The sequence below is a fragment of the Pseudomonas sp. FP2309 genome, assembly GCF_030687575.1.
Lineage (GTDB): Bacteria > Pseudomonadota > Gammaproteobacteria > Pseudomonadales > Pseudomonadaceae > Aquipseudomonas.
The window spans coordinates 1,114,697-1,128,820 of record NZ_CP117439.1 but is presented as its reverse complement, the minus strand read 5'-3'; the positions used below and the strand labels follow the sequence as shown (position 1 = coordinate 1,128,820).

Below are 14,124 nucleotides of genomic sequence, written 5' to 3'. Positions count from 1 at the left end.
AATTAACTTTGAACAATGTGAGCCGTTTTCCAAACCTCGCGTGACAGAGAAGGAAAGCCACCTTGACCCTTCCTTCTCAGGACCGCTCTTCATGCCCCAGCAGCCGACCCTCATCGCCCGCACCTTGCGCCAACTGTTACTGGGCGCCAGCCTCAGTTTCGCGGTACTGCCGCCTGTGATGGCGGCCGATGCCAAGCCCTATCACATTGCGCCCACCACCCTCGAGGCCGCCCTGAACCAGTTCGGCCGCGAAGCTGGCGTGTTGATTTCCTTCGGCTCCGACGTCACGGCCGGCCTGCAAAGCCGTGGGTTGTCCGGCAATTACAGCGCCGCCGAAGGCCTGCAAAAACTGCTGGAAGGCACCGGCCTGCAAGCCCGCGCCGAAGGCGACAACGCCTACAGCCTGCAGCCGGCAAACGCGCCTGCCGCGGTCGAGCTGGCCACGTCCAGCGTGGTCGGCGACTGGCTCGGCGATGCCGCGCAAACCAATGTGTTCGAACACCCCGGCGCCCGCGATGTGATCCGTCGCGAAGCATTCGAACGCCAGGGCGCCACCCAGGCCCGGGACGTGCTCAACCGCATCCCCGGCGTCAACGCCCCGGACAACAACGGCACCGGCAGCCACGACATGGCACTGAACTTCGGCATTCGCGGCCTCAACCCGCGCCTGGCCTCGCGCTCCACGGTACTGATGGACGGCATCCCGGTGCCCTTCGCGCCGTACGGCCAGCCGCAGTTGTCCTTCGCGCCGATCAGCATGGGCAACATGGATGCCGTAGACGTGGTTCGCGGCGGCGGCGCCGTGCGTTATGGCCCGCAGAACGTCGGTGGCGTGGTCAACTTTGTGACCCGTGCGATTCCGGATGCCCCCACCGTCAAAGGCGGCCTGCAGACTGAAACCAGCCCATCCTCCAGCCATGACGGCTTCAAGACCACCGGTAACCTGTTGGCCGGCGGTACGGCCGACAATGGCCTGGGTGGTGCGATTCTGTACTCCGGCACCCGTGGCGGCGACTGGCGCGAGCGCAGCGACACGCGCATCGATGATTTGATCCTCAAGGGCAAATACCAGCTCGACGACGCCAACAGCTTCAACGCCATGGCGCAGTACTACGAAGGCCAGGCCGATATGCCCGGCGGCTTGAATGTGGCGGACTACAAAGCCGACCCTTACCAGTCCACCCGGCCCTACGACAAGTTCTGGGGCCGCCGCACGATGTTCAACGTCGGCTATCGCTATGAACAGGACCGCCGCGAATTCACCGTCAACAGTTTCTTCACCAAAACCCTGCGCAGCGGCTACCTGGACCAGGGCACATTCCTCTCGCTGTCGCCCCGCGAGTATTGGGTGCGCGGCCTGGAAACCCGCTTTGCCCAAGGCTTTGACCTGGGGTCGACCAGCCATGAAGTCGGCGTGGGCTACCGCTACATCAACGAGGCCGGGCACGAACTGCGCTACCGCGCGCCAATTTCGGCAAACAACCAGCAAATCCCCACGACTGACAGCCGCAACGACCGCGACACCCGTGGCGGCACCGAAGCCAATGCGTTCTTCGTCGACGACCGTATTGATATCGGCAAGTGGACCATCACGCCGGGCATTCGCTACGAGATGATCGAGTCCCAGCAGACCAACAACCTGAGCAACGTCAAATACAAAGGCGATTACAACACCGCCCTGCCTGCCTTGAACGTGCTGTACCACCTGACGGACGACTGGAACCTCTACGCCAACACCGAAGGTTCGTTCGGCAGCGTGCAGTACAGCCAGATGCCTAACCGCGTGACCAGTGGCGAAGTGAAACCGGAGAAAGCCCGCACCTGGGAACTGGGCACGCGATACGACGACGGCACCCTGCGTGCAGAAATCGGCGCGTTCCTGATCAATTTCGACAACCAGTACGAGAGCAACCAGACCAATGACTCGGTGATCGCCCGTGGCGAGACCCGCCATCAAGGCATAGAGACCAGCGTCAACTATGCGCTCGACGGCTTGAGCCCGGCATTGGCGGGCTTTGATGTGTACGCCAGCTACGCCTACGTTGACGCGACCATCCGCGAAGACGGCCCGAACAAAGGCAACCGCGTGCCCTTCTCGTCCAAGCACAAAGGCACCCTCGGCGTGGGTTACACCGAAGGCCGCTGGAAGCTCAATCTGGACAGCAGCTACCAGAGCAGCCAGTTCGCCGATAACGCCAACACCAGGGCTGAGAGCGCCGACGGTGCCAACGGGCGCATCCCCGGCTACATGCTGTTCAGCAGCCGCGCCGCCTACGACTTCGGCCCGCAGCTGTCGGACTTGAATGTGGCGGTGGGCGTGAAGAACATCCTCAACAAGCAGTACTTCACGCGCTCGTTCGACGACAACAACAAGGGCAAATACGTGGGTGAGCCGCGCACGCTGTATGTGCAGACGTCCATCGCGTTCTGATCAGTTCCCCGCCAGGCAAGACGGGGTGCCAGCCACCAACGCGTCGATCGCACAGCGCTGGGAGCGGGCGGGCTGGCGCTGGCGCTCGGGTACTTTTTCCCACGCCCCTGAACGAAAACGGGCCTGCATCTGCAGGCCCGTTTGTAGGGAGTGAAAAAGCGGTCAGCCGTTGATCACAGCGTTTTCGTTTTCCAGGAATTCCTCTTCCAGCGCGTCTTCATTCACTTTGTTGATGGGCTGATTTTTCCCGGCAGCGCGAGGCTTGCCTTGCAGTTTGCCAAACAGATGTTCCAGCGCGTGGTCCAGCTTGGTGGCTGCGCCGTCAATCGCCTGCTCCAGGGTATCGGCCTTGTGCAGGACCGAGATCGCTTGATGGCCCTTTGGCCGTGCTTCCAGGCGGCAACTTAAATCGTGGGGACCGGGCTTGTCGCCGTTCTCATCCCGCAGGTAGACCTCAACGCGGGTCAGGTCCTCTTCATAACGTTCGAGCGTGCTCTCAATGGTAGTACGTACCCACTCCTCCAGTCGGATGCTGCTTTCAATATGGTTATCGCTATTGACTTGGATTTGCATAGTTCTTCCCTTATTTCAGCTAGCTCGCGAGAGGTCACAACTGCGGCACCGGGACGGTGAAACCATGACCTCTTGATTACACAATTGAGCAGCCAGAGGAACAATTCAACCCCTTTGCAAAGATAAATCCTACATTACAAATTAAGCCTGACGACAAGCAAAAACGCTGTTAGGGTGGGGAGTTGGTTACATCTTCTTACGCCCCGCAAACCTTACAATTGCCCCTCTGCCAAGGGGTGCAAACCGCGAAAAATCCGCGCTTCCTCCACCAGCCAGTCATGCACCGCCCGCACGCCCGGATGGTTCAGCGCGCCCGGCGCATACAGCAGCACATAGCGTTTATGGTTGGGCACAGCGAGGCCAAACGGCACGATCAAGGTGCCGCGCTCCAGTTCATCGTTGAGCAAGGTACGGCGTGCAATCGCCACGCCCATGCCGGCGATCGCCGCTTCGATGGTCAGGTGATTGCGGTTGAAGGTGTGCCCGCGGCGCACGTCGGCGTCATGGTAGCCGATGGCATTCAGGTAAAACTCCCACTCGGCATACTCATAACTCCCACGCCAGGCGGTGATGTCGTGCAGCAGCGGGAAATGCGAGAGGTCGGCCGGACCATGCAATGGAGGGCGACCGCGCAGCAGGCTCGGCGCGCACACGGGGAAGATCTGCTCATCCAACAGGGCTGTGGATAACAGGCCGGGGTAGCTGCCGTCGTTGAGATCGATCGCCAGGTCGAAGTCGCCCTCATGCAGCGCAACGCTGCTGTCCTCGGCGACCATGCGCAACTGGATGTCCGGAAAGCGCTGCTGCAAGCGCGGCAATCTAGGGGTCAGCCACTTGCCCAGAAAGGACGGAATCGAGCGCAGGCGCAAGGTGCCGCTGATCATTCCCGCGTCGAGCCGCTGCAACTGCGCATCGATGCTGCCGTAGGCCTCGCCCACCGTTGCCGCCAACCGTTGCCCCTCGGCACTCAGCTCCACACCCCGCGCCCGTCGATGGAACAGGCGCAAGCCCAATCGCTCCTCCAATTGACGTATTTGCTGGCTCACCGCCCCCGGCGTGATGTGCAGTTCTTCGGCGCAACGGGTGAACGACAGATGCCGTGCGGCGCAGGAAAACACGTGCAGCCAGACATACGTCTGGCCATGAAGAGGTCGGGGCATAGAGTTTAGTCCTGCTAAAGGGCGACTTAGGATAAGTCGTTGGTCAGCGTCGATCCACCGGTCCAATATCGCCCAATTGCGCTCGCTCTACAAAAAATGGCAGCGATTCCTACTCCATTGCTTGTGAGGCTTTAGCATGGCTATCAGTGTTTTTGATCTATTCAAGGTGGGCATCGGGCCTTCCAGCTCCCATACCGTCGGCCCGATGCGGGCGGCGGCGACCTTTGCCAGCGCCCTGAGCGACCAGCAATTGCTGGGCGACACTCGCCGGGTGGAAGTGCGTTTATACGGCTCGCTGTCCGCCACAGGCGTCGGTCACGCCACCGACCGCGCCTGCGTCATGGGCCTGATGGGCGAATGGCCAGACCGCATCGACCCCACCTCTATCGACACACGCGTCCAGCACCTGCGCGAATCAGGCCGGCTGTTGCTGGGCGGCCAACAGGACATTGCCTTCAACTGGCACACCGACCTCCTGCTGCTGGACGCAAGCCTGCCCTACCACCCCAACGCCATGTCCCTGCACGCCTATGGCGATAGCGGCTTGCTCAGCGAGCAGACGTACTACTCGGTGGGCGGCGGTTTCATCATCGACGCGGCCGAAGCCGCGTCCGGCGTCGCGCCGGACAGCGATGTGCAGTTGCCGTATGACTTTTCCAGCGCCGTCGAACTGCTGACCCTGTGCAATAAACACGGCCTGCGGGTTTCGCAACTGATGATGGCCAACGAACGTGCCTGGCGCAGCGACGAAGAAATCCGCAGCGGCCTGTTGCATATCTGGTCAGTGATGCGCGAGTGCGTGGAGCAAGGCCTGCGTGATGAAGGCATCTTGCCGGGCGGGCTGGGCGTGCCACGGCGCGCGGCGAAACTGCACCGCAGCCTGTTGGAAATCGGCAAACCGAATGTGATCACCTCGACCTTGTCGGCCATGGAATGGGTCAACCTGTTCGCCCTCGCCGTCAACGAAGAAAACGCCGCCGGCGGGCGCATGGTGACAGCGCCCACCAACGGCGCGGCGGGAATCATTCCAGCGGTGCTGCACTACTACATGAAATTCAACGCCGATGCGTGCGATGACGACGTGGTCAATTTCTTCCTCGCCGCCGCTGCCGTCGGCATCCTGTGCAAGAAAAACGCCTCGATCTCCGGCGCTGAAGTGGGTTGCCAGGGTGAAGTCGGCTCGGCCTGTGCGATGGCGGCCGCCGGGCTCGCAGACATCCTCGGCGCCACCCCGGAGCAACTGGAAAATGCCGCAGAAATTGGCCTGGAGCACAACCTTGGCCTGACCTGCGACCCGGTCGGCGGCCTGGTGCAAGTGCCGTGCATCGAGCGCAACGCCATCGCTGCGGTCAAGGCGATCAACGCCACGCAGATGGCCCTGCGCGGCGACGGCAAGCACTTCATTTCCCTGGACCGGGTGATCCGCACCATGCGCGACACTGGCGCCGACATGCATGACAAATACAAAGAGACCTCACGGGGCGGCCTCGCGGTGAACTGGGTGGAGTGCTGATCGGCTGCGCTGTCTGCGATCGTTTTGCGCGTATTGCCCTGAAACGGATCACCGATCTCAAGAACACCGCAGAACAATGGCCGCAGGAGTTTGCGCCCCTTAGCGGGCTTTCAGTCGAGCATTTATTGGCTGACACACTGTTATCGAGCGCTGGCCATCTTCCACATTGATGTCACGTCGTCGGTCAGATCGTGGTACGGCACGGCACTTGCTGTACAGCCCATGAGGCAAACGGAATTTGTAAACCCTCAAAGACGAAGTGGCCGGCGGTCAGGAGATGCGAACTAATCCCGATACCGGTCGTCAATGACTGCATGTTCTTATCAGGCGGTAACGCACCATGGACAACCCTTTTCAGATCATCACGGACACCTTCACCCCGAAATATCGGGTCAATCTGAGTATTCAACGGCTGGATGGCAGCATCATGCTCACCCTGTCCAATGCCGATGGCGTGGTGGCCAAGCGCATGATCAGCGCCGAACAACGCAACGACCCGCAACGGCTCAAGCGCCTGGTGCAGAGCATCCAATTCGGCATTGCCATCGAGCAGGGGCACAGCGCCATGGAGATCCTGGCCGTGATGACCGATGGCGACGACAATCACAAATTGTTGCAACGGCCGCCCAGCCGCACCCTGCCCTTGAGCGTCGGGCTTTAAAGCTCGCCCTTCTCGGTTTCCAGGCTCGCCTCGCCCTTGCGACGCGGGCCTTCGACCTTCACCGAGGGGAACGCCGACGAGGCGTAACGCACCACCAGAATCGCAAACGCCAGCAGCAGAATCCCACCGCACAGGTAGATGATGCCGAGGTCGGGCGGGTTGTGGTGCGACACGTTGGAGATCAACAAGCGCGTCAACGCGGTGATCGCCACGTAGATCAGAAAGCGTACCGGCATGTGGTTGGTCTTGACGAAATTGCCGGGAGTTTTCTGAAAATAAATTTAATATTTTTGCTCATATTAACTTTCCCAAAACTGAGATGCAGATGATGTTCCTGGACCTCATCGTCAACACGCTCAATCCTCAATCGCCAAGCTTGTAGAGTTTTCTCCCTCACAACATATTGAGATGTCCTAGAGCAGATCCTTCGCGCCCTGGGCGTCATCCTTTGTTTTTACGAACTCGCTCAATGACTCACATCGCACAGGCAAAGAGCTGGATTCGAACTGGAAAGCTTCCAAGGACTCCCGTCACAGCGGTTATTGACAGCAATAGTTTTTGATCTATGCTGGCGTTTAGCCTGCCATCATGCCATTTGTCAAAATGACTTATGGAGTTAAAGCTCGCGCATGGACAGCAGATCAACTCAGGAATAAGGGAATAAAATGGCTGGAGGAGAAAGAGCTGGTATTGCCGCAATTGCTGGTAAAGTTGCGAACGAAATTATTCCTTGGTTGAAATGGAACACACATCCTCCATCAGACCAAAATTTCGAATGCGTATTACCCCAGAAACATAACCCACCTAAAGCCGAGCCCGACTCAGAGCAGAAAGCACACAATCATCCTACAGACGTAGTTTATTCTTATATTGATCCGTACACAGAAAAAACAATCGCTCTTAATACAGATCTTAAAAGCTACGCGACAGGAACAATAAAACAATTTGCTATTCGAAAAGCATTAAAGTCATTGGCACACTCAATAGATTGCGCTCGTTATAGCGATGAATGGAAAACCCGGTACTCATTAACCCAAGAAGATCTTGAAATTAGAGGCATGCTATTCGTATACAATCACGATGGCGGATGGGACAGCACTTTCTACGACATTTTCTATGGAAAAAAAAGCTCAAAAAAATCTAGTACTAGCGCGGAAAGCGAACAAGACATCAATATCTTGAACATAGATCTACAGAAAGACCAGCAAATACACATACTAGAACCAAGTAGCATAAAATATATAAAAACTGTAATAGATGACTTGGAAAAACTCGACTCCAGAGGAGAGTTCAATAGAGCAAACTATCAATTCTTCTACCCAGACCTAAACCTTCACAAAGCCAAAAACCTTCCAAGCTCCAGACCAGCGACCCTCGAGTTGATATCTGCTCCTTTCATGATCATTGAGTATCAAGAAGAACATTTATTTAACGCAAAGCAAGAGGCAATCAAATCCATCGATGCTGGGTACAAAATTTACTACAAAGCGAGAATAGATGATTGGAAAGACATGTTCTTCTTGCTTGACTCCCTATCTAACTACCAGATTTTAAATAGTAACAAAAAGATATCAATACGCGCAATTGCATCTGACCAAAGCGACATGGCAAAAAATTATTTTAGGACAGCCTCCCAAGAATATATAAAGAAATGGGGCAAATCGGAAACTATAGAAAAAATAGAGTTTGAGCTCATTCCTACCGTGAGTGATTTCTTTAGTAAAGAGGAGTTGGACTGGTGACCATAGAAAAACAAAGCATATATATGCCAAATGACAAAGCAATTTGTGATGCCGTAAACAGTTCAAAAGTCAGCAATCAAAGCCTAGCAGAAATATTTTTTAAGCGTGGCATTATTATCTCACCCAAAACAGAAAGAAAAAACCTTTCATTCTATTACTCCAGAATGTTCACTGGGTATAGAGACTATGACGAATTAACGTCGAATCTTCAGTCGATCACTCAACGAGAGAAAACCACCTCAAGATTTATCACCAACACAAGTTCTGGACAAGTGCTACAAGCTGCAAATGAATTAAAAAGCATAATAAACTCTAAAGACTATCCGAAAGACGCATCTGCCACCATTGCCAAACATCAAAACGAAATCAGGCTGACAATAACCTACACCGATATAAACCCTAATAAAAGTCAACTCCAACAGACAGTCACAAAAGAATCCACCATCGTAATCACAGAAGAAAAAGGAGAACTAACACTTCGCTCCCCTTATAATGAAGACTCTGAAAAGTGGGTAAACCATCTTATCGAAATTCTCAGTAGCGACAAAGAAACACCGCCAACGATAGAAACGATTTCGCTAGAGTTCTTAGACAACCCAAAGATCAGGTCACAATTCCTCGAGGAACTGATCAAAGCAATCAAGGGATACTCATTAAAAGACGTTTCAAAAGTTTCAGTATTCAACCCGGAAAAAATCAATAAATCCTCGGGAAGCTCAGATGAACAGGAGGCTGAAAATGACGATATCGACTCTGGCACTCATGTATTTCGTGCGTCATTGAATGGGAAAGGAGTACTAAATTCAAAAGAAGTAGACTCATTACATGAAAAAGGATTTTACACGTCCCACGTAGTATGGACATGTAGTGAAGATTCAGCGACACCGGACATTTATGAAATCGAGATAAAATTTGAAGATGCTGAAAATTGCAGACGATTCTCTCAAAAAGTAAAAGGTTTTTACAGATACATGTCATTGGAAAAGTATTCCACGAACAGGTTTCCACCTTCAGGAACCATAGAGCGAGACATTCACACAAAAATAGAAACCACCGCGAGAACTTTGATTTCAAAATTCATGCAATCGACTCTTCCAATGACAAAGGAAGCGGAGGCTGAAAGTGCGTAAACTTTTCAGCATAAAAATCGATCTTGATCAACCAACAATATTTGAAAGGATAAGCAATCATAAAAACAAACAATCTGACCATGGAATCTACGACATAATCGCGACAGGAAAATTTTTAACTGGAGCATTTTGGATAAGAGAGAAAATAGTTGTTTTTAACGAATTAAACATATACGAATCTGGAGAACCAGTTACCTTCTTCAAAGTTAGTAGATGCATATTTAGCATTCAGAGCATCACGAAAAAATCTTTATTACTGACTATTGACTCATCATCAAAATCTATAAAACCATTTCTAAAAAATTTAGAAGAGGCAATTAGCTCAAAAATCTTTATTTCGCAGATTAAGATATCTCTACTCGACCTGTCCAAACACATTCAAGACTCTGACAATTCGCGAGTAAAAATCACACACTCCTACTCTTCCAATCAGACCATTACAAGACACGACAAAATATCATTTTCAATTTACAGCAATGAAAATGCGATTCTATCGGCTCAAAGATTAATACAAGGTGTCCCAGTGGAGTTTGAAAGAGTGAAGATAGAGTCTTACCAAGATGGAATCCCGGTAATTTTGGACATCAAGTCAAACTGTCTTTATAGTATTTCCATCCCAAACTCTGAGTTAGAAAAATCACTCGTAGATTTCGTGATTAAAACAGAGGTAGGTGACTAATCACCATGAAGCAGATTGATATTCAGTTAAGAATATTTAGATGAAGAGCTTTCTATCGGAAGTACATTTAGAATACTTAACGGTTTTGCTTTGAAAATTCACCCGCCATCCACGGGAATGCCCCAAACCAAGAATCCATAAAGCAAAAGATGCACAAACGCAAAACATGTTAAAAAGTCCATTACCCTAGGCAAGATACGCTGGGCACTATTTCATGTGTATTAATTCCATTTTTTGATGTGCGCTTTTCTCTCTAAAATAGACACCCAATTAGGATAGATCTCCTCGACAAATCAACTGGAAAAGCTTATTCAAAGTCATAATCTGGTACATAGTATCTGTCCAAAGTGCCAAAAATCCTTACCCCATTAGCTAGAAAATATTCGGAGTCAAGAAGTGCTTTGCAAGCTGCTAATTTCCATTGATCAAACGTAAACTGCGCACATGAATAACTGACTGAGTTATCCTTAATCTTGTCAATTTCCAAAGTTACGATATCTCTTAACTCCTGCCCAGTTTTCTTAGCAAGAGCAACCAAACCTTTTAACTTTTTCAAAGCAAGCGCTTCATATAAAATGTCAAGACTATGAACTGTCATATGACTAGAAATACGAGAAAAACCGACAGACCCCTCCGGATAATTTTTCTTATTTGGACTAAACACAATCTTTCCTTCAGGTTCGGAATATAAAGCGTCCAGCCAGTCAGAGCGAAAAAACTTGTCAAACCTGGAGTGAATTGTCTGTTCCGACTCAGTTTTAGGTACATACGTGGACTTCTTACCGTTGCACGACATACAACTTGGAATCAAGTTATAAGAAGATATTGACAGGGACGGAAAAAACTCTTTGGGAAGGTAATGATCAAGACTATCCGCCCCTCCATACAAACATATCTGGCATTTATTATCTGGAGCTAACAACTTTAACTTATCATAATAAAATCTTCCTGCAACCTTCTTAGGCACAAGTTTTTTTCTCATACAAGGAAATCAAAGAATCCTTATTCCAGCCATACGCTACAGACTCGTCTTTAAACAAATAAAATATATTATAAAACCCATGAACTCGAAAAACCTTATGAGCCCCTCTGAGAAACTTGTTTAACTTTATCTCTTCCCTAAGAAGCTCTCTATTCTTATATCTTTTTCCCTTAACACAAGCAGCAAAGACCTCATCGAATTTATATACGATTTTTTTCATCAGATATCACCCCGAGGAATAGAAGCTATTACAACCGCCCTCCCCTCTGAACCAACCTGCCCCTTGTATAATTTCATAACCCCCTTGTAGCTTTTTAAAGCTTTAGCATCCGTCCCAACAAGAGAGTAAAATCCAGAATTCCTCATATCCAGATTAAAAACATCAGATGTAATCTCGCCAACCCCTTCACCAAATGTTTCAATACTTGGCCTAGCAAAGTCTCCTCCTCCATTAACGCACCAAACGCATGAACGTGGTATTTCTTGAAGAACTACAGGAGAGTGAGTGGCAACTATTGCAATACCGTTATTAGTAGACAATACTTCAGAAAGAACTCTTATAAACGCGGCAAGCAATGGTGGGTGAAGATGGTTCTCAGGCTCATCAAACAAGCATATGGTTTTATCTTCGACTAACTCAACCACGCTTGTAACGTAATAAAGAACGGCTGCATGTCCTGAACTCAGAGATGAAAAAGCTAAGGACGCCTCTTTCTTTAGCTCGCGTTCGCTCTTATGGAAAGCCAATGTGCTCAAATTTAAATTTTTAAAATTAACATCCGCTTCTAGTACCCCCACCGCCTTTAACCAGCGATCTCTTTTTACCTCTGATCCGAGCAGGCAGTTATAAATCGAAATAGAAAACTCATCAGACATTTCTACAGCGATGTCTTTCAATTTTTTCGTTTCTTGATTATATATACCTATATATTTCTTTTTAGTCCTATCAATTTTTATCTTAGAGTCGTTAAAATCAACACAATCAAGAGGACTACCAAATACGCCGAGAGAGAAATAAAGCAACTGCCCAAAATCAAAAGCGGTTACATTATCCCCATTTATTTTCACGACCTCACCATTTCTTTTATCAATAGACGACGCAATCGTCTGCAATATATAACTTTTGCCTACCCCATTCCTCCCAATCAAAGCATGCACATTTTTCGGCGGCTTAGAATCTGGTACAACTTGAAAATCAAGAGACTCTCCAGACTCGTGACAGTACAAGAAACCATATTTCTCCAACGAAACGCCTGTTGACAAAATCTCTCTAAACTGACCTTTAATTGTTGAAACACTTACAAACCGAGACAGCGACTCAACAAAAACTCTTTCTCTATATGACCTCTCAAATATATTTTCATTATAAACAACATCTTTTAGAGCGGAGAGGTAGTCACCTACGGTTTCATGCCCAAATACACGTAATAAATTTGAATAATAGTCCGGATTTTGGCCTAGAGAGAAGAACTCATCAGAGAGCAGGCGAAAATCTTTGTCGACAACTCTATATGTGTCGTCTTCAGTACTTTGACCAAAAAAACCAACTTTAACTTCCCCTACATCTTTAATGCCATCATCGCGAGAAACGTAGGCATGAAACCCAGTAACAAAAGAGTAGTCGTTCCATCTCGTGTTTGGTGTCAGATAGACAATTAATTCACCAGAGTACTGAACAGGCTGTCCAACTATGAAGCGCATAAATCTCTCCCTAAAAAACACCCAACTCCTAGTGAATTTGAGTAATCCTCACTTATCGCTAGAACTACTCACCTAATTTTTTGTGCTTTCCGCTAGCAAAACCATGCGATTAATCAAATAACTGCTATTTCCGCCTTCATTAAGACATCGATCTTTTAGTAACCTTTTCAAGAGCTGATCCTCCTTGATAAAAAGTCTAGTCTACTTTTTCTTTTACTGATGGATATTTAGAAGACGAATATCTAACCACTAAAATCGAAATCGCAAGCAGCATCACTCCACCACACACGTAAAGGATTCCGGTATCCGGCGCATTGTGATGAGAAACATCACTTATCAGCAGTCGAATCAATGCGGTCACGCCGATATACAACAAAAATCTCAGGGGCATGTGATTAGTTTTAAAATAAATGCCCGCCATGGCTAACAATTCTAAATAGATAAAAAGCAGCAAGATATCATCAACCGTTATTTTCGGCTGTTGAAGCATACCTATAAATGTAGACACTCCAGCCCAAACGGTGATTAATCCAATAGCGAAAAGGGCGAGGTAGTGAAACGTTTCTACGAATAAATTGCCAATCGAATCAGCACCACCATGCAGCTTTTTGCGCAGGCTTTCAGCCCATTTCACTTCTTGCGTCATCGTACCCACCACTGTTCATAAATTAAGCGAATCAAGCCATCCACACTGCGTATCAGAAGCGATTCATGCTCGCCATAGCCCCGCATTAGCGTGGTTTTCAAGCATCTGGTAGCCACTACTAGGAATGTTAGTAACGTATGCCTTCGTCTTGAAGTAAATCCCGACCATGGCGCCCAGTTCCAAGTAGATGAACAGCAGCAAGATGTCATCGATCTTGATGTGTCCGTTCTCCAGCATCCCCAGAAATTCCATCACCGCCGCCCAGGCGGTGACCGCACCAATGGCAAACAGCGCCAGGTAGTGGAACGACTCCACAAACAGATTGCCCAGCGACTCGGCCAGCCCATGGACTTGCTGGCGCAGCTTTTCGGCCCAGTTGATTTTCACGAAGGTACTTCCTTAGGTCGGTTCGACCGGATAATGCGGGTTGGACGTGACGGTTGTTCTGCATGCAGAAAAAAGGCCAGAGGCGCGTATAAGATGATGGCGGGGTGACATGAGGCACTGCAAACCTGTATTTACCGGCTACATTAAAAAACTGCTACCCAAACCCCACGGTTTGGCTTACCCTTTTAGCTGTATATAAATACAGTAGTCGCAAAAGACAACTATCGTGAAGGCATGTGAGGTGGTGAATGGCCGTCGAAGTGGTATACCGCAGCAGCCGAGATCTGGAGCGTTTGTTCATGGATAAAGCCGAAGCTGACCGTCATGACAAGATGCTTGAACTCGCTGAGTTGCTCGCAGAAGTGTTGCAAAAAGCCGTGCCGTCCCTGAGCGAGCAGCAGGTGGAAGAAGCCGGGATCTACATGGCGAAGAACCGCGATGTATTTGCCAAGGCGTTCAAGAGCCAGCCGGACGCGTTGTCCGAGTTGCTGAACCCGGCGGCGGAATAAAGCCCGAATT

The 14,124-nt window shown here is 50.0% G+C and carries 12 protein-coding genes and 2 pseudogenes; 7 read left to right on the top strand and 7 right to left on the bottom strand.

Annotated features, from left to right (window positions below; all coding sequences use genetic code 11):
- The first annotated feature begins 91 nt into the window (after positions 1-91).
- Positions 92-2,431: a TonB-dependent Fe(3+) dicitrate receptor FecA gene (gene fecA / locus PSH59_RS05050; RefSeq protein WP_305394447.1), complete on the top strand. Its 2,340-nt coding sequence runs from the start codon at positions 92-94 to the stop codon at positions 2,429-2,431.
- Positions 2,432-2,593: 162 nt separating this feature from the next.
- Here fecA and PSH59_RS05045 read toward each other — a convergent pair whose 3' ends face one another.
- Both PSH59_RS05045 and PSH59_RS05040 read right to left on the bottom strand, forming a co-directional pair.
- Entirely contained in the window at positions 2,594-3,004 is a 411-nt protein-coding gene (locus PSH59_RS05045) for an HPF/RaiA family ribosome-associated protein (RefSeq protein ID WP_017526248.1), read from the bottom strand.
- A gap of 212 nt (positions 3,005-3,216) precedes the next feature.
- Positions 3,217-4,164: a LysR substrate-binding domain-containing protein gene (locus tag PSH59_RS05040; protein ID WP_248075503.1), complete on the bottom strand. Its 948-nt coding sequence runs from the start codon at positions 4,162-4,164 to the stop codon at positions 3,217-3,219.
- A 136-nt stretch (positions 4,165-4,300) separates the two neighbouring features.
- Here PSH59_RS05040 and PSH59_RS05035 point away from each other — a divergent pair, with 136 nt between their 5' ends.
- Positions 4,301-5,677 carry an L-serine ammonia-lyase gene (locus tag PSH59_RS05035; protein ID WP_305394446.1) on the top strand — a complete coding sequence of 459 codons (1,377 nt, stop codon included), beginning with the start codon at positions 4,301-4,303 and terminating at the stop codon, positions 5,675-5,677.
- Between the two features lie 340 nt (positions 5,678-6,017).
- Positions 6,018-6,338, top strand: a complete 321-nt coding sequence (locus tag PSH59_RS05030) for a DUF3509 domain-containing protein (protein WP_248075500.1) — start codon at positions 6,018-6,020, stop codon at positions 6,336-6,338.
- On the opposite strand, the pseudogene PSH59_RS05025 reads toward PSH59_RS05030, so the two are convergent.
- A pseudogene (locus PSH59_RS05025) lies at positions 6,335-6,598 on the bottom strand (phosphate-starvation-inducible PsiE family protein); the annotation flags it as partial. The gene PSH59_RS05030 and the pseudogene PSH59_RS05025 sit on opposite strands and share 4 nt — an antisense overlap.
- Positions 6,599-7,003: 405 nt before the next feature.
- Between PSH59_RS05025 and PSH59_RS05020 the strand changes: the two are divergent.
- From PSH59_RS05020 to PSH59_RS05010, 3 genes are read left to right on the top strand one after another with little or no spacing between them, the layout of a single operon-like run.
- On the top strand, positions 7,004-8,080 hold the full coding sequence (locus tag PSH59_RS05020) for a hypothetical protein (RefSeq protein WP_305394445.1): 1,077 nt from the start codon (positions 7,004-7,006) through the stop codon (positions 8,078-8,080).
- Positions 8,077-9,210, top strand: a complete 1,134-nt coding sequence (locus PSH59_RS05015) for a hypothetical protein (protein WP_305394444.1) — start codon at positions 8,077-8,079, stop codon at positions 9,208-9,210. The genes PSH59_RS05020 and PSH59_RS05015 overlap by 4 nt, the downstream gene beginning before the upstream one ends.
- A complete protein-coding gene (locus PSH59_RS05010; protein ID WP_305394443.1) occupies positions 9,203-9,889 on the top strand; it encodes a hypothetical protein in 687 nt (228 codons plus the stop codon). The genes PSH59_RS05015 and PSH59_RS05010 overlap by 8 nt, the downstream gene beginning before the upstream one ends.
- Positions 9,890-10,196: 307 nt before the next feature.
- On the opposite strand, the gene PSH59_RS05005 is transcribed toward PSH59_RS05010, so the two are convergent.
- The 4 genes and pseudogenes from PSH59_RS05005 to PSH59_RS04990 form a co-directional block, all read right to left on the bottom strand.
- Positions 10,197-10,856 (bottom strand): HNH endonuclease, encoded by a 660-nt coding sequence (locus PSH59_RS05005; protein WP_305394442.1) that lies wholly within the window; start codon positions 10,854-10,856, stop codon positions 10,197-10,199.
- 234 nt (positions 10,857-11,090) lie between these two features.
- Complete coding sequence (locus tag PSH59_RS05000) at positions 11,091-12,572, bottom strand: AAA family ATPase (protein ID WP_305394441.1); 1,482 nt, start codon at positions 12,570-12,572, stop codon at positions 11,091-11,093.
- 196 nt (positions 12,573-12,768) lie between these two features.
- Entirely contained in the window at positions 12,769-13,218 is a 450-nt protein-coding gene (locus tag PSH59_RS04995) for a phosphate-starvation-inducible protein PsiE (RefSeq protein ID WP_305394440.1), read from the bottom strand.
- 144 nt (positions 13,219-13,362) lie between these two features.
- Positions 13,363-13,605 (bottom strand): annotated as a pseudogene (locus PSH59_RS04990) (phosphate-starvation-inducible PsiE family protein); the annotation flags it as partial.
- A 248-nt stretch (positions 13,606-13,853) separates the two neighbouring features.
- Here PSH59_RS04990 and PSH59_RS04985 point away from each other — a divergent pair.
- Positions 13,854-14,114 (top strand): YebG family protein, encoded by a 261-nt coding sequence (locus tag PSH59_RS04985; protein ID WP_003188807.1) that lies wholly within the window; start codon positions 13,854-13,856, stop codon positions 14,112-14,114.
- Positions 14,115-14,124 lie beyond the last annotated feature (10 nt).

Coding starts and splice junctions, on each gene's coding strand:
- fecA (WP_305394447.1), top strand. CDS start 92: ATGCCCCAGCAGCCGACCCTCATCGCCCGCACCTTGCGCCAACTGTTA.
- PSH59_RS05045 (WP_017526248.1), bottom strand. CDS start 3,004: ATGCAAATCCAAGTCAATAGCGATAACCATATTGAAAGCAGCATCCGA.
- PSH59_RS05040 (WP_248075503.1), bottom strand. CDS start 4,164: ATGCCCCGACCTCTTCATGGCCAGACGTATGTCTGGCTGCACGTGTTT.
- PSH59_RS05035 (WP_305394446.1), top strand. CDS start 4,301: ATGGCTATCAGTGTTTTTGATCTATTCAAGGTGGGCATCGGGCCTTCC.
- PSH59_RS05030 (WP_248075500.1), top strand. CDS start 6,018: ATGGACAACCCTTTTCAGATCATCACGGACACCTTCACCCCGAAATAT.
- PSH59_RS05020 (WP_305394445.1), top strand. CDS start 7,004: ATGGCTGGAGGAGAAAGAGCTGGTATTGCCGCAATTGCTGGTAAAGTT.
- PSH59_RS05000 (WP_305394441.1), bottom strand. CDS start 12,572: ATGCGCTTCATAGTTGGACAGCCTGTTCAGTACTCTGGTGAATTAATT.
- PSH59_RS04995 (WP_305394440.1), bottom strand. CDS start 13,218: ATGACGCAAGAAGTGAAATGGGCTGAAAGCCTGCGCAAAAAGCTGCAT.
- PSH59_RS04985 (WP_003188807.1), top strand. CDS start 13,854: ATGGCCGTCGAAGTGGTATACCGCAGCAGCCGAGATCTGGAGCGTTTG.